Raw genomic sequence first — 21,389 nt, forward strand, 5'->3', positions numbered from 1 at the left:
GATCCTGCACGCGTCATCGCCTTACTTCCCAAGACTACATTCTACCCGTAGATAGCGTTCTCAAGGCCGCTAGTCGCCGCTGAAGACACGCTGCGGCCGACAACGACTTGACGACGGCTTTGCAGGCCGTTTTGGCTTTTACGAATAGCGAACTCCCTAATGCCATGCGAGCATGCTGCTGCCCCCATGCCGTCCGCCAAATAGCTTCCCGGGCTCAGTTCTCTTCCCACCTGCGCCGGAGTGTCCTGATCAATGCATCGCCCCGCAGGGCCCGGCCGTCCGGTCCGCACAGCGCCACCGACCCGACTGGCAGTCCGAACAGTTCCTCGATTTTTCCGCGGATTGTTGCCACACTGGCATCGGAGCGGGCGGCATTGAGCCGGCCCGACCGCCTTGGTGCCAGCTGGGCAGCCACACCGTTACCCGGTTCGTGTTCGCCATCGGCTTCATTGTCCGCTTCCAATTCTTCTCCGGCAGTGAACTCTTCCACACCACTTTGACTTTCGGGTGCCGGAGGAAGATCTTCTCCAGCACCAGTTCCCTTGCCGGCATTCGAATACCAAGTGAGCACATCCTCCGCCTGCCAGAGCCTGCCTGCCTCGATGTGATATGTCGCGCTGCCGGCGCCGGGGCGAATGTAATCGCTATATCTCGATCTGACGTTTCGCAGTCGCGAGAACGCGTCGCCGAGCGCCCGCAGGGCGGCCTTGTCACCTGCAACAACGAGGAACTCCGACCAGCCGGGTTCGTTGATGAAATTCAGGCTCATCATGCCGGACAGATACACCGTCGCCACGGCTGACGGATGTTGTCCGGCATAACGCGAAAGCGCTTCTTCCACAATCATGCCGAGATACAGGCCGTGCTGTTCAAGGCTGTCCGACTGCACTTCGACACTCGGCAGAGGCTCGCGCGCCTCGATGACTTCAGTTCTCTCGCGCTTTTTCTTACTATCATCTCATGCTCCCGGGAAATCTTGGGCGCCACATGGCCGGGTCATCCAGTGACCGCGGTACCAGCGCCGTGGAGAAAATGTGGAACGAGTCTAACGTGCCTTTTCTTACTTGCAAGTATCGTGACATTCAAAGCACGCCTGCGTCACAAAGGAATCGTCACCGGCCGCCTCACAGGGGATTGCGCGCTACCTGCGCCTTTGGCGGAACGGCTTTTCCGTCCGGCCGGATTGCGGTACTGCAGGGCGCTCCTGCCTGACCGTACACCGCCACAGCACTTCCGCAGTGTTCAGAACGGCTGGTTTGCCAGGCCGGAAAGATCGACTTGGTATTCGATGTGCACGACCCCGGCAGGCAGCGTGCCGCCCGCGAAACTTGCTGGCGTTATGCCCGGGAATGCCGCGTCCACCGTGAACAGCCGGGACTCGAGGAGCGTAAACGTTTCGTTCCGGGCGGAGCACCCGGCCTTGAGGCCACAGCGCGTGAGCAGACCCTCAAGCGTTGCGGCCGGAAACCCTGCGGCCACGAGGCGCCTGCACACCGAATTGATCGATTCTCCAGACACGGTGGGCTCGAAACGGAAGTGCAGGAGACTGAGCGGTCTGGTGTCGGACAGGGCCAGCTGGAACTGTCCGGACACATGGATCCGCGAATCGTAGCGGCTGACGGTCGACTTGACCTCGTAGCCGGCCGACGGCGTCACGATGTCAATCGAGCCACCGAGCGGGCCGCGCCACTCCACCTCGTCACCGCGAGCATGCAGCCGCTCCAGTGCGAGCAGCTCGGCCAGCGTGCCGTAGCTGGTCTGGCTGACCATCGCGTTGCCCAGCAGATGACGCCAGCGCTCCCACCAGCCGGCGGGATCCGCCACCAGCGCGGCGCGGGCGGCGCCATTCGGCCCCGGCGCCACCATCTGCGCACAGACCACGGCGAATTCGTTGCGCAGTGCTTCGATCGATGATTCGAGGCGCAGCAGGCGGCCCGACACGCCATCGACGACACGGTCGGCAGTTACCAGCCTCGCGCCCGCAAACCCTTCGGCCACCACCGGCCCGTCCGGCAGCCCGACCGCAACCCCGAACGAGGCATCCTCGCGGAACACCCAGGCCGGCGCGTTCGCAGGCAGCGCGCGCAGGGACAGCATCCGCCCGCTGCCGTCCAGGTTTGCCAGTCCGCGCCGGATCTCTTCAAGTACATCCATTCCCGTCATCCTTCCGTTTGCCGCGGCCTGCCGGCCCGGCCAAATATGTAGGCATGCAGCTCTCCCACGTAGCCGTCGACGCCACCGTCACAGAATGTGGGTTCGGTGACCACCACCCGTGCCGTGTTGAGCTTCATCAGGGCCCGGAAAGCGGTCTGGGAGAGCTTCCTGCGGCTGCGCTCGCGGAACAGGGCGCGCGTCAGCTCGATACGGAAGCCGCCCCGTCCGGGCCGCTCCACCAGCTGGACGATCGTGTCCGCCGTCACATCCGACAGAATCGCCTCAGTCGCTTCTGCGGAGCCCTGCCAGGTGAGATGGACCAGCCACCACACCGTTCGCAGCCAGATGCGGCTGCGGCCGCGCCAGAACCGGTCTTCCTGCAGCTGGGGCCAGCGCCCGGCCACGAGGTCGGGCACGACTTTCAGCGAGAGGAAGCGCCAGACGCCGTCGTCGGCTGCAGTGCGCACATCCAGCCCGGCCGCGCCCAGAATGCGGTACAGCGCTAGCCCGGCCGCGACGTCATACCTGCTGACACCGGTATCCTGCCGCATGTCGAAGTGCGGAATCGCCTGCAGCAGCTGTTCACGCAGGCTGGCGTATTCGGCCGTCAGTTCAGCCGGGACAAAGCTGCGGTCGGCAGCCATCTCGCCATAACGGCGCCGCGCGAGGACCGGGTTCAGTGTCGACCATTTCATTTCGTGGCCTCCGTTTCGCGGACCCTGCGGTCCAGCCACTGCTGCACCGAGGCGAACAGGACATGGGCCGAGCTGGTATCAAGGTCGCCTGCGCGCACGAATGCCGCCGCAGCCTCGGCGATGCTGGCAAAGTCGACGGTCGGGACTTGGCGGCGCACGATGCCGTCAAAATCCTCGCCGAGCCCGGTCCTGACCTCGTGCACCAGAAGCGCGATCCACGAGGCCAGCACATGCCGCATCAGCGGCGTCTGCCGGTTCTGTCCGGCACGCCGGTCGCGCAGCTGGTCAAACAGCTCGTGATCACGGTTCAGTACGAGGGCGACGTATTCGCTCGCGAACGGTTCCTCCCTCGGGTCATCCCATGCGGTGTGCATTTTCCACAGTGGACCGTCACGCCCGAGTTCCTCTTCCTGGACCGGAAACAGTGAACCGTCCCCGTCAATCACCACGCACAGGAGTCCGGACAGGGCGCCCAGCCGCACGCCCTTCTGGCGCACCGTGCCGGCATCGCCGACTTCCGCGCTGCCGGGCTCCCCCATGAACAGCTGCACCGCAATCATTCCCGTGCCACGGACACTGCCAGGCGGCAGTTCAAGTGACAGCGTCACCCCGTCATCCGCGGCTGGCAGCCCTGCGCGTGTCAGGCGCAGCGGAGGACCAAGCCGGCGCCAGCCGGAATCCGCGGAGGTCCACTCCAGCGCGACCAAAAGCACGGCATCGGCGGCGGCAACACCACCTGGTCCGAAGAGCGGTTCGAGGTCGGCCACGTTGCCGAGAGTGCAGGTCACCGTCAGGTTGTGCAGATCAGGGTTCCAGTCGCTGTCGGTGCCAAGCGAATACTCGCCGCTACCCAGATAGCGTGCACCGGGATCAAGGCTGGCGGATCCGAATACGGGATGCATCTTCAGCCGGAAATCCTCTGGCAGGTTCGCGGGCAGGACGCGGCAGGCGCTCAGAACCGCTGTACTCATGCGTTCTCCCTCACGCTCTCCGCGAGCCCGGCCGCAAGCAGCGGACGCAGGGTTCCCGCCGCCTCCGGTGCGAAGCGGATTTTCAGGGTACCCCTGACCGTGACGGGAGCCCTGTCTCCCTTCAGCTGGAGCATGACACCGCCCTGCTCGTCGCTTCCAATGCCGACAGTGGCCGCCACTTCCGGCTCAAGTCTGGCACCGACGACACGGAACGGGAAGGTACCCAGGCCGTCGCCCTGCCAGTCCTGCATTGCAATCGGCCCGCTTTCGGAATCCACCTGCAGCGTGATCTGGCGCACCGCCTGGGGATTCATGGCCCCCCAGACCAGCGACCAGTGAACCTCCATACCATGCGCTGCGTAGCGGACGTCCAGCACATCGAGCGCGGGTGTGGACGGGCCTGCCCGGCCACGTCCGCCCCCGCCTTTGTCTGGCGACGGCCCCGGCGGGGTTGGCCTGCCCGTGCGTCCATCCATGCCCATACCGCGCTCCGGCAGTACGAGATCTGCCAGATTGCGCGCCATCCGGATTGCAGGGGCGACGGTCGTTGCAGGCGCGGCCCGGCTGCCGAACTCACGCAGGATCCTGCCGCAGTTCGAACGGATCCGTTCGATGACCCTGTACCCGCTGACGTCATGCCAGGCCGCGTGATCGGCCCGCTCGCAGCTGCGCAGATAGGCCTCGAGCGTGACGGGCGCGGCCGCCTGAGCGCGCCTGTCGCCAGGGGCCAGCACGCGGTTGTGCAACGGGACAAACACGGCAACGAGGTAACGGTTGTCCGGCACCCCTGCCAGGCCACCCGCCCAGCCCCGACTTTCGGTGCTGTCTTCCCAGCACACGCACATGCCAGGCCTGCGCATGAATGTGACCAATGGCCGGTAGGGCGGCGTGGTATCGGAGCGGCCGAACACGCACATGCTGGGGTCGGGACGGTTTTCCGGTTCACTCATGCCGAGTTGTTCAGCCGTGAGCAGCGCGGCTGCAACGTGACCTGCCGGCCCCGCGCCGGCGAGGATGGCGCGCGGTGCCACGGCCCTGTGCAGGACTGCGTCCGCAGCGACATTCACGCTTTCAAGATAGTCGCTCTGCCCCGGACTGCCGTGAACCGCCCGGTTGTACAGCGCCTGCGCAGCCTGAAACACCGGAAGCATGTCACGGCGCCGGATGGGCGTGCCGTTGACCTCCGCGGTCAGACGCGGGCCGGTGGCGAACAGCGGGTTGTCCAGCCTTGCGCAAAACCAGCGCGCCAGCGCAACTTTGATGTACGACTCGTAGCTGCTGCACCAGGACGGCCGGCGCAGAGGAGCGCCATCCTCGTCATGTTCCGCGGCCGGCACCAGGTCGTCGCGCAGGAACGGGATGATGATCGCCGTGCCGGTCTCGGTATCCGCGAATGGCGAGATACCAAGCATGCCAAGTACGTGCCGCACCTCGAAGGTCCGCGTGATCGGCCGTGGTCCGGAGTCATCGCCACCACCCCACCAACCGATCCCGGTCCGCGTATCGCGCTGCAGCCGGTCTGGTCTGGTCTCGTCCTCCACCAGACCGGCGACCAAACGCTCTTGGTAACCGTCGCCATGCCGGACACGGCTGTAGTAGATGACCAGACCCGCGCCCATGCGGAAGTAGCAGGTCTTGCCCAGCCCCCAGGAACCACCCGCGCTATCATCGCTGCGGGTCCGGCCGATCTCAAAGACGAGCTTGAGCAGGTTGCCGTGATCCCCGTCCGCGCCAATCTCGTCAAAGGACAGCGGCCCGGTGAGTCCATCGGTCAGGGTATCGCGGATTTCCAGCAGTTTTCCGCCGCTCGGGTAGCGTGCACGCAGTACCTCGAGGTTGAGGCCGTCGGCGAATACCGATGCGACCGATCCTGTGGCATGCGTCTTCACCTGGAAGGCGACCCTGACCTCGCCCCCAAGTCGCATGTCACTTGCGGCATCCAAGGCGTTCTGTACGGATTCACGAACAAGCAGGTCAAGGCGTGGCATGTGCTCGTTCTGCATGGCGCGCAGCAGGAACGCGCCCGATTCCTGCATGGGCTGGAGCTGCAGTCCGTAATACCTCATGCACCAGGCTCCTCGCCGGTACCGGGCAGGTCATCGTCGTCCGCAAGCAGTGCCGGACGGATGCGTACGGTAAGACGTTTCGCGTAGCTTTTCGAGCGGTCCCTCACGCCCGGCAACCACAGGCTGATGCCCACGATATCCTCGTCCGCCTTCAGGTCGCCGCGCGTGCGTCCGCTCTCCGGCACAGTTCCGCCAGCCCGGGCTTCACTGTCCTTGTTGATGAGATACAGGAGCAGCTGGGGGATGCCGCCGACGCCACGCTCATCGCGTAGCCGGTCAACCTCGATGTTGTTCAGGGTGCGTTTCAGTTCACCCTCGGCTTCCGGACCAGCGTCCGCGAGCAGGTCGCGCGGGTCGCGCAGCGCGCCGATCGAGACCGCGCCGTCGCCACGTTCGGGAAGGACGCGGCTGCGCGACACCATGCCCACCGCGCCACCCGGCAGCTGCCAGTCCCGGCCAGCGCCCGGGGTGCTGCCCGCAACGACCACGTTCCACTCGCCGTAACCGGTCTCGACCGCCTGACTTTTGAGCCATTCGAGGAACGGTCCGATTTCGGAGAAGAACTGGCTGCCAGGATGAAACACGAATTCCTGCAGGAAGCCGGTAACCATTCCGACGTCAACGCCACGCCAGACTAGACTGTTCCCCTGCCCTTTGCCGGGTATGCCCGCAGCGGCGAGGAAAGCCTCGGTGTGAATGCGGTTCTGCTGGTGAATGGCGGCAGCGCCGGCACCGGCATGGAACAGCGTCGTCTGCCGGTTCACGCCGGAAAAATCGTAATCCGCGGTAATCGTGCTCTGCATGCGGTTCCGCGCTGTCGGGCGCAGCCACGACATGGTCGGATGCACACGGACACGCGGTCCGAATTCGGCAGGGCGCGCCCCACGGTACATGAAGCGCTGCAGGTCGTCGCGCAGGTCCTCTTCGGCAGCGGTCATGAACTCGAACTTTTCACGGGTCGCCTCCGGCATCCAGATGCGCGGCAGCAGTTCGTAGCCCTTGCGGTATCCAAACCAGCGTCCCATCTGCATCAGCGAGTCGGCCTGCGCGGATGCACGCAGGAAGAAAGTACTGACTAGATTTTCGATAGTCAGGCCCCGCGACAGGGTACCGCCGCCAATGACAATGAAGGCTGTCGCGGTGTCGGGCACTTGCGAATGGTCCGGGTCCGGATAGAACAGGCGCCGGATCTCGTTCTCGTCGGTGATGTTGTTGTTGGCGCAGTTGTCAACACAGACGTGGATGCCTTCATGGTAGCGTCGCTCGTAATCCTCGCTGAGCTGGATGGCGGTGACTGTCGAAATCAGCGCGGACAACTCCGCGGCGAAGGCGGCGAACGCCGGATAGTCGCGCAGGTCCGCCAGTGCCCCGTACGTCGGGAAACGTTCGGCAAAAGTCTCGCGGTCGAGATCGGCGGTACGCGCCTCCCATACTGCGGCGCAGCGCGCGACAAGACCAGGCAGGTCGTGCGTATACCTGCTGAGGAAGGCGCGCAGTGCGGTCTCCACGCTGGCGTGATGCTGCTGCGCCGCGCTGGTGTGGATCAGCATGCTGATCGGCTTGCGAAAGCCTTGGTGGCGCATCGCGGCGACACAGCAGAGGAACCAGAGAACTGCCTCCTCCAGGCTGTCCGGCAGGATATCGCTTTCATCCTTGTGCAGCGCGTCGAGCACCTGCAGGTCCTCACTGCCGACCTCGCGCACGATGCCCAGAGGTGGTTTGTCTGCTGCCGGGAGACCAAAGATTTGGACGGGGCCGAAATGCTCGTCGGCCTGCTGCAGCGCCACAATGAAATCTTCCGGGTACAGCGAGTCACCGGGCCCTTCGTTGAGAAAGTTTGCCGCCGGTGTCGCGGTGTAGGCAACGTAATTGACGCTCTGCACCGGCAGGTTGACCAGCTGGACGATCAGACCATTGATCTTCGAGCGTTCCTCCTTCGAAACATTTGCCGTGTTGATGCCGCCCTGGTCGGCTTCGTCGTCGATGATCACGATGCGCATCTGACCCATGCACTGTCTGTGCTTCGTGATCCACCCGATCAGTGCCTCCAGACGGGACGCGTTTTTCAGGCTGACGATGAGGTGACGGTCGTTGGAACCCTGCTGGAACTGCATGTCCTGCGCGCGCTCGCCGACGGGCTTGGATACCGACGGATGTTCGATGGCCTGCCAGCTGAGATTACCTTGGTGATAGAGGTCCCTGACCAGACGGTTGCGTGTCTGGACCCGCAGGTTCTCGAGCGTGCCGCTTAGAACAATGAACAGATTCCAACGGTAATCGGCCGCCATGGAAATCAGGCCGGCCATATTAGCGGTTTTTCCTGACTGGACATGGCCGACCACCAGTCCCTTCACCGGCTTCCTGCCCATCGTGTTCCGCCGCATGCGCCGCAGGATATGCAGGGCCGAGGATTCGATGTTGTCCACGGCTTCCCTCTTCCAGCCTTGTCCTTCCAGGTGACCACGGTACAGCTGCCAGGCTGTCTCAAGACTTTCGGGGATCCTGATGTCCGGCTCGGATTCCTCGGCCCCGACGATGACAAGCGGACGTGTGGCCGCGACCGACCTTTCTTCCGCCGCCCTCTTGCCTGCCACAATGTCCAGCCACATCTGGTGCCGCGCCGAAGGCGTAGTGCCGAGCGATGGCCACGATTCCATATCCTCTTGGTCGACAAACCATGCGTCGAGCTTCTCGGGAGTACGGTTTAGGGTCATCAAGAAATCCCAGCTCTTGCCGTTGCGGCGGCTTCGTTCGACGAACGCACGGCAGGGATCAAATTTCGGATCGGTAATGGAATCGGGCATAGTGACCTGTACGGGAAGGATTGCGATGCGAAGGGATAAGCGGTTGTTAGTTACATGACCAGCGGAGCCACCCTCACCTAGGCGGTGCCGGATTGGACCGGTCAACAGGCTGGTGCAGTCGCATACTTTTGTGACAGCAGCCACCGTGCGTGGAACACAGCATCAGGACGGCCGCATGAAGGATCTGCACATATGCGATGCTCAAAAACGTATTTACAAAGACGAAAGACTGGTGGATCAAACTGACAACTGCTCACAGCATATTTCATTTTGGAACATCTTAGGCAATCAGGCAACATATAATGATGGCAATACAACAGAGTAGGCACATGGCGAAGTCTGCTAGTCTTCGACTCTCGTCGGTTTCACCAGCATAATTGTTCATGCGACAAATGCTGTCGTCACGCATTGGCCGACGTCTGCCGGCAAATCATTGATTACGTGCTGCGCCTAGACACCGACAGTGGCCGCGAGCACAGCTGAGCCAGGATGCCGCCCGTCCACATCGGCTATTGCGGCCAGGACTCGGATCTCTAGCCTAAATTAAAACCGGCCTTTGGCCCCGGGCTAGTGTTGGGAACGAACAGGTTTGCAATCGCAACGTGACCGTGTGCGAGAGCCAGTTCGCTGGCAGCAGGCCCCTCCAAACTCAACAGAGGAGGATAAGCACCTGCATCGAGCAGCTCGAGACACGTCGAGCTGATTGTGGATTGCGCTAAGCATCAGCGGCGTGAGCCCGGCACCATTGTGGCCGCTGACGCATTCGCCGCGCCAAACGAGGAGCGCGATGTCGTCCGACGCGTAGGATCTAATGGCTAGTCGGAAAAGCGCGCCAAGCTTCGGCCTGGCCTGCACTATGGCCAGCATAGCGCACCAGATAGGGGCAAGGAATAAGGAAATGGATTACCGGTCAGCGCGGTACTATCATCGGATTACTAAATGATATTGAATAAAGGAAAAGTAATCTATAGCCAAGGATTATCCGCTTTTGCTATTCAATAAAACTCGTGAATAATCACGACCTCACGCAATTTTTAGAATCTGTTGGAAAAATGAAATGGTCCTGTATTTGACCTTGACCGCGATGCTCTGCCTCGTCGTGAGATTCCGCACTGCTGTTCGGAGTCAGCAGCGCAAATACACGGTCGGCGATCTGCTTCGCCAGCAACGGAGGGACTGCATTACCGACCTGATGGAACTGCTCAGTCCGATTACCTTGGAAAAAATAATTGTCTGGGAACGTCTGCAACCGCGCCGCTTCCCTTACGGTCAGGCTCCGGCACTGGGTCGGATCATAATGGATGAAATAATGACCGTCTTTGGAGATGTGACTGGTAATTGTGGTCGACACGCGATGCCCGGCTTGAACACGGAATCGGTCCGAAAACTTGCCCGTTTCCCAGTTTTCGTGATTCGGACGCAGACCTTCGAGGGCGAATTCGCCATGTCCCTTCGGGGACCGCAGATGAATCTTTGCATAAGCCGAAGCATAGGCATAGCGCTGCAGGTCACTACTCATGTGCGAGCGTGCTTCATGGTTCAACCAGACTTTCAAGCGCGAATCGTGGTACCAGCCGTCGAGCACTTTCGAGGAGTCGCCATCGCTGGCCTGCCGGCCGAGCCTAAGCGCACCAGTACCGAGCCCACGCAAGACGTTTGTCGCCGCTTTCCTAAGCTCTGCATGAAGCTTACGATGATCTTCAAGCTTCTCGACCTCACGCGCCATACGCGCGAAATGACCGGCGACAACATCGGCCCAGCGCTCGCTGGAATCCGTCTCTTTCGTGAGCCCGCTTCGCACGCGGGGAAGAGGATGCAGGATGTCGTAAACCGACAGTCCCTTCTTTTTGTCCAGCTGTCGCGGAGCACGGGTAATGTCTTCGCGCACGCCGACCAAGATCACTCGATGCCGTGCTTGCGGAATGCCGTGCTCTTCGGCCTTGATGACAAAATCGTGCACATCGGTCTGTCGCGGGTCATCGCCACGCGAAAAGCTTGTCGCGGAACTCATGGAATAAATCCGGTAACCATCCCCCGTTCCGGGCTGTCCGATCGCCCTGTCTGGATCGGACAGGTCCATCAGAATGCTCTCGAAGATCTTCTTGCCTCCCACTGAAGCCGTCAGAATTCCCTTCACATTCTCCATCACGAAGACTGCAGGTCGGTATTTCTGAATGATGCGGAGGTATTCTCTGTACAGGAAGTGACGTTGATCCTCTTCCGGCTTGTATTCGGCATTGCCACGGTTGCGGACACGCCCTACGACGGAATACGCTTGACAGGGGGGGCCGCCGATCAGTACCCACGGCACGGCCGGGCCAAGCTTGCGCGCACTGATCCGTTGATCGAGCTCCTCGTTGCCCTCTTGCGTTCCTAGCTCCAGCTGGCGCGCTTCGCGCTCTGCTTCATCCCAGACTTTCTGGTTGCCGCTGTCCTGCGGGGCTTCCAACTCACCGTTGCAGAACTTGTAGTAGGAATCGAGCGCATTTCCACCTTGGCGCTTAAGCAGACGGTAGAACGCCCGTAATCGAAGCGTCGCGTGCGCGGACGAATTCATTTCTGCCGATACAATTATCCGAAACGGATCACCATCGACAGATGAAAATCCTTCGCCCAGCCCGCCAGGGCCCGCGAAGAGATCGACTACGGGAATGTGGTCCAGAGTTGCGGACCGGGACTGCGGTTCGATGAACAACTTTGCCTTGCTAATAAATTTGCGGTGGGCGACAGGATACCAGGAAAAATGGATGTAGTCGATGCAGCAACCCGGTCAAGAATGATGAGGGGTATCCGATCCAAGGACACCCGGCCGGAAATTACCGTTAGGAAATATCTTCATGCGCGAGGGTTCCGCTACCGCCTCCACGCGCGTGATCTGCCAGGTTCGCCCGACATCGTGCTGCCTAAGTACCGCGTCGCAATTCTCGTTCACGGATGCTTCTGGCATCGGCATGTAGGATGCAAATATGCAACAACTCCGGCGAACAATGTTGAGCGCTGGCAGCGGAAGTTCGATGCCAATATGGAAAGAGACGCACGCAAGGAAAGCATGCTGCGTACGGCCGGGTGGCGCGTGATTGTCGTCTGGGAATGCGAGCTCAGGCATGAGACCGAAAAAAGGCTGGTGCGGCTTGTAGAAGAAATTTCCTTATTCCCACCCAACCTGCACGATCAGCATTAAATTTCAAATATCGAAAAACATAGCCGAGTCAATGCCGGACTACGCCGCTCACTGCCAATGCGCGCCCACATGTCCCCATCAACTGCTATCGCTACCATGAACAATCCCATTCATGTCAACCCGCCCAGTAGACGGAGCAAACGACACCAACGAAATCTAGGGATAGAGCGGATCAATAGCAAATGTTAGCGGCACATACCAAACCAAACGAAGAACTATTGACGACGAGGAGTCCAGCCCCCAAGATTACCTCGTATGCCGCCCGTTAATGCCCGGCTTTGCCAAAGGAATCCCAGACATACCAAAGCCCCGGATTCGATGTCATCGACGCTCCCGCAACGGTATAATCTGTCACTCTTCGGCCATCTGGGGCCCCAAGGCTGAATCGAGCCATCGCGTACCCTCCAATTAACGTAAGTCATAAACAAAGCCGATCCGCGCTCGTCGGCAATCCCAATCGCGATCGACAATACTCTTAGTAATTCCGAAGTTTTCCACTCAACAGATGAACTAGCGTACTAAGTTGAGTAAGTCTGTTGGTCCACGGTTTGAAGATCGATCAATCCCAGCTGAGCGCCACCGGTCTGGCACTCGGTCACGCGGGTTTCGAAAAAGTTGCGTTCCTTCTTCAGGTCGATCATCTCGCTCATCCACGGGAACGGGTTTCCTCGTTCGGGAACAGCGTGTCGTCACAAAGAAGCCCAGGTTGCGCTTTACGATGCGGCGCGGGTCTAGACCAGGCCGTTCGGGTTCTTCCACATCTCAATGTAGCGCTGCATGTTCACTTCCTGCTACATCCAGTGGTTAGCGTAGCCGGCTAGGTAGTTATCCTCCTGCGATGTAACCGTTGTACGTCGCACCACCGCAGAGCTCGGCACCTACCGTCAAAGTCTGCGCTCAACTGGCTATGCGCCCCTCATCAGCGACGGATCACCGCAGAGAGAGTCAACCAGTACAAATCCTGTGGCGGGACTCATATTGATGTCAAATCCAGCCCCAGAAAGACAAAAGACCCGCTAGCTCCATGGCTAGCGGGTCTAATGAATGTTAAAGGTTTCCCTAAAACAGTTTTTCCTGGCGGAGGCGGTGGGATTCGAACCCACGATACAGGTTTAAGCCCGTATGCTTCCTTAGCAGGGAAGTGCCTTCGGCCACTCGGCCACGCCTCCAATCAGTTCCGACCTTTCAGTCAGCGCTGAGTGCACGCATCTTAAGGGCTGGTGCGTCTTGCGTCAAGGACGCACGCCCAAAATTTTGAAAATTGTTAAGCTTGCTCGAGATTAAATGCTTTATGGAGTGCACGCACTGCCAGCTCCATGTATTTCTCGTCGATCAGCACCGAAATCTTGATCTCCGAAGTCGAGATCATGAGGATGTTGATGCCCTCTTCCGACAGGGTGCGGAACATCTGCGAAGCGACGCCCACGTGGCTGCGCATGCCCACGCCCACGGCCGAGACCTTCGACACTTTCGCGTCGCCGATCACCTTGGTCGCGCCCAGCGATTCCTTCTGGCCTTCCAGCACGTTCATCGCCTTGACGTAGTCGTTGCGCGAGACCGTGAAGGTGAAGTCGGTCTTACCGTCGACCGACTGGTTCTGTATGATCATGTCGACCTCGATGTTGGCATCGGCGATCGGGCCCAGGATGTGGAAGGCGACGCCCGGCTTGTCCGGGACGCCCAGGACGGTGATCTTGGCTTCATCGCGATTGAAGGCGATGCCGGAGATGACGGCTTGTTCCATGTTGCTCTCTTCCTCAAACGAAATCAGGGTACCGGAGCTGGCTTCCTCGGCCAGGTCCATCAGGGGGTCGGTCAGCGACGACAGCACGCGCGTCGGGACCTGGTAGTTGCCGGCGAATTCCACCGAGCGGGTCTGCAGCACCTTCGAGCCCAGCGAGGCCAGCTCGAGCATTTCCTCGAAGGTGATCTTCTGCAGGCGGCGCGCCTCGGTCACCACGCGCGGGTCGGTCGTGTATACGCCGTCCACGTCGGTGTAGATCAGGCATTCGTCCGCCTTCAGCGCGGCCGCGATCGCCACCGCCGAAGTGTCCGAACCGCCGCGGCCCAGGGTCGAGATGTTGCCGTCCTCGTCCATGCCCTGGAAGCCCGTGATGATCACGATCTTGCCCGCATCCAGATCGCCGCGCACGCGGGTGTCGTCGATCGACTGGATACGCGCCTTGGTGAAGGCCGAGTCGGTGCGGATGCCCGCTTGCCAGCCGGTGTAAGAGACTGCATCCTTGCCGATCGCCAGCAGCGCCATGGCCAGCAGGCCGACCGAGACTTGCTCGCCGGTCGAGGCAATCATGTCCAGTTCACGCGGGTCCGGTTGCGGCATGATCTCTTTGGCCAGCGCAATCAGGCGGTTGGTCTCGCCCGACATGGCGGACGGGACGACAACGATTTGGTGACCTGCGTCATGCCACTTGGCCACGCGGGCCGCGACATTCTTGATGCGTTCCGTCGAGCCCATCGACGTTCCGCCATATTTGTGGACAATTAAAGCCATATCGGGAAGGGTTCCAGCTTGTAGAAAGATCAAAGGGGACCCTTACTCTAGCATGCTGCAACGCGTCATCACAAGGCTCGTAAAGATAAAAAGCTATACGAAAAGAAAATAAAGTAATACCGTTTTCGCATAGAAATTTGTCTATACATTAGCCAGGCGTCGACTCCCAGCGCAGGGCGACCAGCTGCGCCCCTTCCCGTCCGAAGTGATGGCAGTCCATGCCGATTCCCGCCGCATACAGCAGATCCAGGCCGCGCTTCACTACCGGCAGGCGCTCGCGCTCCCAGGCGGGCACGCCGAGGGACTGGAAGTGGGCCTTGAGGCTGCGGGTGGGACGGTTGGCGGCCGGCTTGAGGCGCTCGCCTCCCTGCCGGAAGTCGATCGTCAGCTCCTGGCTGCGCAGCCAGGCGGCGTCGAAACCCTGCTGGGCGGGCTCGATGTGCAGGACGCCGCCATAGGCCGGGAAAGCGATCGCCGCCTGGCCCGCCCAACGGAAGGCCTCGCCTTCGTGATGGAGTACGCCGATGTCGTCCGGATCGCGCATGCCGTCCAGGTCGGGCAGGCGCGGCGTGATATGCAGCTTCCCGCGATGGCGGCGGATGTGGCAGCCGGGATGGGTCACCTTCAGCTGCGCATCCTCGCGCGCCGAGAACAGCTGGGCCACCATCTCGCCCAGCCAGGCGGTCGAGGGCATGGCGAGGCCGCGCACCGTGAACAGGTGGCGCAGCAGGTTATGGATGCGGTCCTGGCTCAGCCCGGCAATGCGCGCCAGGTCGAGCGCATCGCCGTCGAGGCTGGCGGTTAGGTCCTGGGCGGCGAGCTCGTCGAGCAGGCGCTGGGCCGAGGCCGCGTGCGCCGCGCTGCGGGCGATGCGGTCCTGGAAGCCGGGAAAGTTCGCTGCCAGCGCCGGCATCACCTGGTGGCGCAAGGCGTTGCGGGCGTAGCGCGGATCGAGGTTCGACTCGTCCTCGACCCAGGCCAGGCCCGCCTCAAACGCATACGCTTCCAGCTGCGCGCGCGCATGCGGCAGCAGCGGACGCGCCATCACCAGCTCCTCGCTGCCCAGCAGGCCGGGCGCGCGGTTGGCGGCGTCCATGCCCGACAAGCCGGCCGGGCCGGAACCGCGCAGCAGCTGCAGCAGCACGGTTTCGGCCTGGTCGTCGAGGTGGTGGGCGGTCAGCAGGACGCCGGCGCCATGCGCGCGGCACATCTCGCCCAGGGCCGCGTAGCGCAGCTTCCGCGCGGCGGCTTCCGTGCCGGATTTGTCCTTGGGGATATTGACGCGGCGAACGTCGAAGGCGATGCCCAGTTCCCCGCAGGCGCGTTCGCAATGGACGAGCCAGTCGTCGGCGTTGCGGCTGAGTCCGTGATGGACGTGGAAGGCGAACAGCGGCATGCCCTCTTCCCGCGCCCAGGCATGGGCAAGGCGCAGCAAGACCATGGAATCGAGTCCGCCGCTGAGGGCTACTGCGAGGGAAGCAAAGGGATACTGCGTGCGCAGGCCGTGGAGGGCCTGCGCAAATGCCGCCGGGAGGGCCCCGGCTTTGGAACGACTCACTCTTCGCGCGGCAGGGTTTCCTTGAACTTGCCGTAGGCCATCAGCTTCTGGTGACGGGCTTCGAGCAGGTCCTTGGTCTTCATGCCCTGGAACTGGCGCAGGGTGTCGGCCAGGGCGCGCTTGAGCAGCTGGGCCATCTGGGCCGGGTCGCGGTGGGCGCCGCCCAGCGGTTCGTTGACGATCTTGTCGATCAGGCCGATGGCCTTGAGGCGGTGCGCGGTCAGGCCCAGGGCGTCGGCCGCATCGGAGGCGCGCTCCGAGGTCTTCCACAGGATCGAGGCGCAGCCTTCCGGCGAGATCACCGAATAGGTCGAGTATTGCAGCATCAGCACCGCGTCGCCGACGGCGATCGCCAGCGCGCCGCCCGAACCGCCTTCACCGATGATGGTGGCGATCAGCGGCACTTTCAGCTCGGCCATGACGTACAGGTTGTGGCCGATCGCTTCCGACTGGCCGCGCTCTTCCGCGTCGATGCCCGGGAAAGCGCCCGGGGTATCGACGAAGGTGAAGATCGGCAGGCCGAATTTCTCGGCCAGCTTCATCAGGCGCATGGCCTTGCGGTAGCCTTCCGGACGCGGCATGCCGAAGTTGCGCATCGCGCGCTCCTTGGTGTCGCGGCCCTTCTGGTGCCCGATCACCATGCAGGGCTGGCCGTTGAAACGGGCCAGGCCGCCGATGATCGACTGGTCGTCCGCGAAGGTGCGGTCGCCGTGCAGTTCGTGGAAGTCGGTGAAGATCGCGTTCACGTAGTCCATGGTGTACGGACGCTGCGGGTGGCGCGCGATCTGCGAAACTTGCCATGGGGTCAGCTTGGCGTAGATGTCCTTGGTCAGCTGCTGGCTCTTCTTGGCCAGGCGGTCGATCTCTTCGGAGATGTCGACGGCGGAATCGTCTTGCACGAACCGCAGCTCTTCAATCTTGGAATCCAGCTCGGCGATAGGCTGCTCAAAATTGAGGAAAGTTGTTTTAGTCATTGTACCTCCGGATTATTTCGTGGCCGCTGCGTTTCCGTGCGCGCGGCAAGTCTGGGCGCTATTTTACCGTACCCGCCCCAGATACTGGGTCGAGGCTGCGCCATAAATACCATGTAGCAACTGTTCGCCAGGGCTCCCAATTGGCCGATACCTCGCGCGCATCGCTGCGCGACACCGGCTCGCCCGAGAAGTAATTCTGGCTGATGCCCTGGATCAGGCCGGGGTCGTCGAGGGGCAGGACGTTCGGCCGGAGCAGATTAAATATCAAAAACATCTCCGCTGTCCAGCGCGTAATGCCGCGGATCCGGACCAGCTCGGCGATGACGGCCTCGTCGTCCATCTGCGACCAGAGGTCGGCATGGACCCGCTTGGCCTTGAAATGGTCGGCCAGGTCGAGGATGTATTCGGTCTTGCGCTTGGACAGGCCGCAGCCGGCCAGCTGGGCCGCGCCCACCTTGATGACCTGGCTGGGCGAGAGTTTCGGACACAGGACGAGCAGCTTGTCCCAGGCCGCATCGGCGGCCTTGGGCGTCACCTGCTGGCCCACGATCGAGCGCGCCAGCGTGGTGAAGGGGTCGGGGTGGCCGCGCAGGTGGAGGTCGCCGAACTGGGGAATCAGCTTGTTCATGATGCGGTCGCGCTGCATCAGCTCCAGCTTGGCCTCGGCCCAGTAGGCGGGCACCGACAGCATGTCGGACGCGGCTCCCGCTGAGTCGGCCGACCCCGAGTCGGCAACGGCTGCCCCTGGCGTGGCCACGCCCGCCTTGTCCTTGTTCGCTGCCATTACGCGCGGCGCCAGCCCGTTCCGTCCGGCTTGTCTTCCAGGATGATCCCGGCAGCAGTCAGTTCGGCGCGGATCTTGTCCGCTTCGGCAAAGTTGCGCGCCTTCTTGGCGTCGGCGCGGCGGGCGATGGCGTCCAGGATCGCGGCTTCGTCGAGGCCGCCCTGTTCCTGGCCGCCCGACTGCAGGAAGGCCTGGGGAGTGCGCTCGAGCAGGCCCAGCACGCCGGCCAGGGCCTTCAGCTGGCGCGCGGTCTCCACGGACTTGGTGCGGTTGACTTCACTGGCCAGGTCGAACAGCTCGGCCACGGCCAGCGGGGTATTGAAGTCGTCATCCATGGCTTCGCGGAAGCGCACGGCGTGCTCTTCGTCCCAGTTGACGGCCGGCGCTTCGCTGCCCAGGTCGACATCGGCCAGCGCCGTGTACAGGCGGCTCAGGGCGCCCTTGGCGTCGTCGATGTGGACGTCGGAATAGTTCAGCGGGCTGCGGTAGTGGGCGCGCAGGATGAAGAAGCGGATCACTTCGGCGTCGTACTTCTTGAGCACGTCGCGGATCGTGAAGAAGTTGCCCAGCGACTTGGACATCTTCTCGTTATCCACGCGCACGAAACCGTTGTGGACCCAGTAGTTGACCATGGTGCCGCCGAAGGCGCCTTCGGACTGGGCGATCTCGTTCTCGTGGTGCGGGAACTGCAGGTCGGCGCCGCCGCCGTGGATGTCGAAGTGTTCGCCCAGGGTGGCGCAGGACATGGCCGAGCACTCGATGTGCCAGCCCGGACGGCCCCTGCCCCATTTCGAATCCCACTTGGCTTCCTCGGGTTCGGATTCCTTGGCGGCCTTCCACAGGACGAAGTCGAGCGGGTCGCGCTTGCCGCCGCTGACGTCGACGCGCTCGCCGGCGCGCAGGTCGTCGAGCGACTTGCCGGATAGCTTGCCGTAGCCGTCGAAGCCGCGCACGGCGTAGTTGACGTCGCCGTCCTCGCTCTTGTAGGCCAGGCCCTTCTGCTCGAGCTTCTCGATGATGTCGAGCATCTGCGGGACGTAGGCGGTGGCGTGCGGCACCACGGTCGGCGGCAGGATGCCCAGCGCGGCCGTGTCTTCGTCCATGTATTTCTCGAAGCGCGAGGTCAGCGCTTGAATAGTTTCGTTGTTCTCGACCGCGCGCTTGATGATCTTGTCATCGATGTCAGTAATGTTGCGCACATAGGTGACGTCGTAGCCGGAAGCCCGCAGCCAGCGGTAGACGACGTCGAAAGCCATCATCATTCGCGCGTGGCCGACGTGGCAGTAATCGTAGATGGTCATGCCGCACACATACATGCCGACCTTGCCTGCCACCTTGGGCACGAACACCTGCTTGTCACGCGCGAGCGTGTTGTAAATCTTGAGTTGGCTCATTGAAATCTGGTTCCGGGAGGAAGTCGGACCGGCAAAGCAATAGCCGCCAAGGGCAAAGCCTGGCGGCCAGTGTCGGGTTCGTCTGTATCCTCGGTGTTGTTCTTATTTGATAGAATGGGTCGTTCTGCACAAAGTATAGCATTGATAAAATCCCGTCTGGCCGCATATGGCCCAGCTTTATTTTCGGGTAAACCCTTGACAGCACTTTGCGCCATGTCCATCAGAGGAAGCCAGATGACCACGTTGAAGACGTCCCGCCGTTCCATCCTCGCCAGTTTCGCCGCCGCCGCCGGCGCCCTGCTCCTGAGCGGCGCGGCCCTGGCCGCCGACCTGCCCCAGGTCTCGATCAAGACCAGCATGGGCGAGATCGTCGTCGAGCTCGACCAGGAAAAAGCTCCCAAGAACGTCGCCAATTTCCTGGCCTATGTGAAATCGGGCTTTTACAAGGGCACGATCTTTCACCGCGTGATCGACGGCTTCATGATCCAGGGCGGGGGCATGAACGAGAAGTTCGAGGGCCGCCATACCCGCAAGCCGGTCAAGAACGAATCGGATAACGGCTTGTCGAACAAGCCGTACACGATCGCGATGGCGCGCGAGAACCATCCGGACAGCGCCACCTCGCAGTTCTTCATCAACGTGGCCGACAACTCCGGCATCGACTTCCCGAACGTGAACGGCTCCGGCTACACCGTGTTCGGCAAGGTCGTAAAGGGCCAGGAAGTGGTCGACAAGATCAAGGCCGTGGTGGTGGACGACGTGCGCGGCATGGAAAACGTGCCGGTCACCCCGATCTTCATTAAGTCCGCCACCCTCCTGAAGGGCGACAAGCTTGTAAAATAGCGCCCACTGAACACCATCAACAATAACCAACTGAACAGGACACTCTCATGACCACCTTACTCATGACCACGAACAAGGGCAACATCACCATCGAACTGGATGATGAGAAAGCGCCGAAGACCGTTGCCAACTTCCTGGACTACGTGAACAAGGGCCACTTCAGCAACACCATCTTCCACCGCGTGATCAAGGACTTCATGATCCAGGGCGGCGGTTTCGAGCCGGGCATGAAGCAAAAGGCGACCGACGCGACCGTCGAGAACGAAGCCAAGAACGGCCTGAAGAACGACAAGTACACCCTCGCCATGGCCCGCACCTCGGCGCCGCACTCGGCATCGGCCCAGTTCTTCATCAACACCAAGGACAACGCCTTCCTGAACTACCCGGGCCAGGACGGCTGGGGCTACGCCGTGTTCGGCAAGGTGACCTCGGGCCAGGATGTGGTGGACGCGATCAACAACGTCAAGACCACCCGCAGCGGCATGCACTCGGACGTGCCGGTCGATCCGGTCGTGATCGAAAAAGTCGAAGTCGTCTAAGCAGGGAGCGCGCAGGCACATGCAGCACCTGTCGATCCAATGACGATGCCCGCGCGCTCGTTCGCGCTTTTCATTTCTGACCTGCATTTGCAGGAATCGCACCCGCGCACGGCCGAGGCCTTCTTCCGCTTCATGGCCGGGCCGGCGCTGCATGCCGAGCAGCTCTACCTGCTCGGCGACATCTTCGAATACTGGGCCGGCGACGACGATCTCGCCGAGCCTTTCCATCAGCAGGTCATCACCGCCATCCGCGCTGTTGCGGATGCGGGGGTCGCCGTCTATTGGCTGGCCGGCAACCGCGACTTCCTGGTCGGCAGCGGTTTCGCCGAAGCCGCGGGACTGAGCCTGGCGCGGGAACCCCACCTGATCGAAGCCGGCGGGCGCCGTATCGCCCTCGTGCATGGCGACGCCCAGTGCACGCTCGACACCAGGTACATGGCGTTCCGCGCCCAGGTGCGCGATCCCGCGTGGCAGCAGCAGTTCCTCGGCATGCCCCTGGCGCAGCGCAAAGCCATCATCGCCGGGCTGCGCGAAGGCAGCCGCGAAGCGCATGCGGGCAAGTCCTACGAAATCATGGATGTGACGCCGGAAGCGGTGCAGGAGCTGTTCGACCAGGCCGAGGCTTCGATCATCATTCACGGACACACGCACCGTCCCGCCGTGCACGACACGGAGGGCAGGCTGCGCTATGTGCTGCCGGACTGGGAGCTCGATGCGGAACCGGTGCGGGGCGGGTGGATTGCCTTGGCCGCTGACGGCACGATCACGCGCCACGACCTGTCCGAGCTCTAAAACCCAGCACGCGCCGCTAGCACGTCGTTCCGGTGACGGCCGGAACAATGCCACTGGCATTGTTCCGCCCAAGTTTTGCGCTCCGACGGTACAACGAACTTAGGCACCGGCCTTCGCCGGTG

General features: G+C 62.0%; 17 protein-coding genes, 1 tRNA gene and 2 pseudogenes. 5 read left to right on the forward strand and 15 right to left on the reverse strand.

Features of this window, described 5'->3' with window-relative positions:
* Window positions 1–214: 214 nt before the first annotated feature.
* The 6 genes from KBW95_RS19370 to KBW95_RS19395 form a co-directional block, all read right to left on the reverse strand.
* Entirely contained in the window at window positions 215–889 is a 675-nt protein-coding gene (locus KBW95_RS19370; RefSeq protein ID WP_211529103.1) for a hypothetical protein, read from the reverse strand.
* 353 nt (window positions 890–1,242) lie between these two features.
* Window positions 1,243–2,154: a PD-(D/E)XK motif protein gene (locus KBW95_RS19375; RefSeq protein WP_211529104.1), complete on the reverse strand. Its 912-nt coding sequence runs from the start codon at window positions 2,152–2,154 to the stop codon at window positions 1,243–1,245.
* Between the two features lie 5 nt (window positions 2,155–2,159).
* A complete protein-coding gene (locus tag KBW95_RS19380; protein ID WP_211529105.1) occupies window positions 2,160–2,849 on the reverse strand; it encodes a hypothetical protein in 690 nt (229 codons plus the stop codon).
* Window positions 2,846–3,820: a hypothetical protein gene (locus tag KBW95_RS19385; RefSeq protein ID WP_211529106.1), complete on the reverse strand. Its 975-nt coding sequence runs from the start codon at window positions 3,818–3,820 to the stop codon at window positions 2,846–2,848. Before KBW95_RS19385 ends, KBW95_RS19380 begins: the two co-directional genes overlap by 4 nt.
* Window positions 3,817–5,886, reverse strand: a complete 2,070-nt coding sequence (locus tag KBW95_RS19390; RefSeq protein ID WP_211529107.1) for a hypothetical protein — start codon at window positions 5,884–5,886, stop codon at window positions 3,817–3,819. The genes KBW95_RS19385 and KBW95_RS19390 overlap by 4 nt, the downstream gene beginning before the upstream one ends.
* Window positions 5,883–8,690 carry a Z1 domain-containing protein gene (locus KBW95_RS19395; RefSeq protein ID WP_211529108.1) on the reverse strand — a complete coding sequence of 936 codons (2,808 nt, stop codon included), beginning with the start codon at window positions 8,688–8,690 and terminating at the stop codon, window positions 5,883–5,885. The genes KBW95_RS19390 and KBW95_RS19395 overlap by 4 nt, the downstream gene beginning before the upstream one ends.
* Window positions 8,691–8,865: 175 nt before the next feature.
* Here KBW95_RS19395 and KBW95_RS19400 point away from each other — a divergent pair, with 175 nt between their 5' ends.
* Window positions 8,866–9,015 (forward strand): hypothetical protein, encoded by a 150-nt coding sequence (locus KBW95_RS19400; RefSeq protein WP_211529109.1) that lies wholly within the window; start codon window positions 8,866–8,868, stop codon window positions 9,013–9,015.
* Between the two features lie 690 nt (window positions 9,016–9,705).
* On the opposite strand, the gene KBW95_RS19405 is transcribed toward KBW95_RS19400, so the two are convergent.
* On the reverse strand, window positions 9,706–11,385 hold the full coding sequence (locus KBW95_RS19405) for a DNA cytosine methyltransferase (RefSeq protein WP_229429891.1): 1,680 nt from the start codon (window positions 11,383–11,385) through the stop codon (window positions 9,706–9,708).
* A 48-nt stretch (window positions 11,386–11,433) separates the two neighbouring features.
* Here KBW95_RS19405 and KBW95_RS19410 point away from each other — a divergent pair, with 48 nt between their 5' ends.
* A complete protein-coding gene (locus KBW95_RS19410) occupies window positions 11,434–11,871 on the forward strand; it encodes a very short patch repair endonuclease (protein WP_211529110.1) in 438 nt (145 codons plus the stop codon).
* 559 nt (window positions 11,872–12,430) lie between these two features.
* On the opposite strand, the pseudogene KBW95_RS24760 reads toward KBW95_RS19410, so the two are convergent.
* The 8 genes and pseudogenes from KBW95_RS24760 to cysS all read right to left on the reverse strand — a co-directional run.
* Window positions 12,431–12,559, reverse strand: a pseudogene (locus KBW95_RS24760) (ribonucleotide-diphosphate reductase subunit beta); the annotation flags it as partial.
* Window positions 12,559–12,701, reverse strand: a pseudogene (locus KBW95_RS24635) (ribonucleotide-diphosphate reductase subunit beta); the annotation flags it as partial. The pseudogenes KBW95_RS24760 and KBW95_RS24635, both read right to left, overlap by 1 nt.
* 245 nt (window positions 12,702–12,946) lie before the next feature.
* A tRNA-Ser gene (locus KBW95_RS19415) sits at window positions 12,947–13,040 on the reverse strand.
* 95 nt (window positions 13,041–13,135) lie between these two features.
* Window positions 13,136–14,383, reverse strand: coding sequence for an aspartate kinase (locus KBW95_RS19420; protein ID WP_211523964.1), 1,248 nt, complete (start codon window positions 14,381–14,383; stop codon window positions 13,136–13,138).
* A 148-nt stretch (window positions 14,384–14,531) separates the two neighbouring features.
* Window positions 14,532–15,941 carry a tRNA lysidine(34) synthetase TilS gene (gene tilS, locus KBW95_RS19425; protein ID WP_211529111.1) on the reverse strand — a complete coding sequence of 470 codons (1,410 nt, stop codon included), beginning with the start codon at window positions 15,939–15,941 and terminating at the stop codon, window positions 14,532–14,534.
* Window positions 15,938–16,915 carry an acetyl-CoA carboxylase carboxyltransferase subunit alpha gene (locus KBW95_RS19430; protein WP_211523962.1) on the reverse strand — a complete coding sequence of 326 codons (978 nt, stop codon included), beginning with the start codon at window positions 16,913–16,915 and terminating at the stop codon, window positions 15,938–15,940. The genes tilS and KBW95_RS19430 overlap by 4 nt, the downstream gene beginning before the upstream one ends.
* A 58-nt stretch (window positions 16,916–16,973) precedes the next feature.
* On the reverse strand, window positions 16,974–17,606 hold the full coding sequence (locus KBW95_RS19435; RefSeq protein ID WP_373888828.1) for a DNA-3-methyladenine glycosylase: 633 nt from the start codon (window positions 17,604–17,606) through the stop codon (window positions 16,974–16,976).
* Window positions 17,607–17,698: 92 nt separating this feature from the next.
* Window positions 17,699–19,093, reverse strand: coding sequence for a cysteine--tRNA ligase (gene cysS / locus KBW95_RS19440; protein ID WP_211529113.1), 1,395 nt, complete (start codon window positions 19,091–19,093; stop codon window positions 17,699–17,701).
* Window positions 19,094–19,327: 234 nt separating this feature from the next.
* Here cysS and KBW95_RS19445 point away from each other — a divergent pair, with 234 nt between their 5' ends.
* Genes KBW95_RS19445 through KBW95_RS19455 form a run of 3 tightly spaced genes read left to right on the forward strand, consistent with a single transcriptional unit; the run spans window position 19,328 to window position 21,267 of the window.
* Entirely contained in the window at window positions 19,328–19,936 is a 609-nt protein-coding gene (locus KBW95_RS19445; protein WP_211529114.1) for a peptidylprolyl isomerase, read from the forward strand.
* A 47-nt stretch (window positions 19,937–19,983) separates the two neighbouring features.
* Window positions 19,984–20,475 carry a peptidylprolyl isomerase gene (locus tag KBW95_RS19450; RefSeq protein ID WP_211523958.1) on the forward strand — a complete coding sequence of 164 codons (492 nt, stop codon included), beginning with the start codon at window positions 19,984–19,986 and terminating at the stop codon, window positions 20,473–20,475.
* 39 nt (window positions 20,476–20,514) lie between these two features.
* On the forward strand, window positions 20,515–21,267 hold the full coding sequence (locus KBW95_RS19455; protein WP_211523957.1) for a UDP-2,3-diacylglucosamine diphosphatase: 753 nt from the start codon (window positions 20,515–20,517) through the stop codon (window positions 21,265–21,267).
* Window positions 21,268–21,389: the final 122 nt, after the last annotated feature.

Origin of the sequence: Massilia sp. ZL223 (assembly GCF_018119395.1) — a bacterium.
In the GTDB taxonomy this organism is placed as follows: Bacteria; Pseudomonadota; Gammaproteobacteria; order Burkholderiales; family Burkholderiaceae_D; genus Telluria.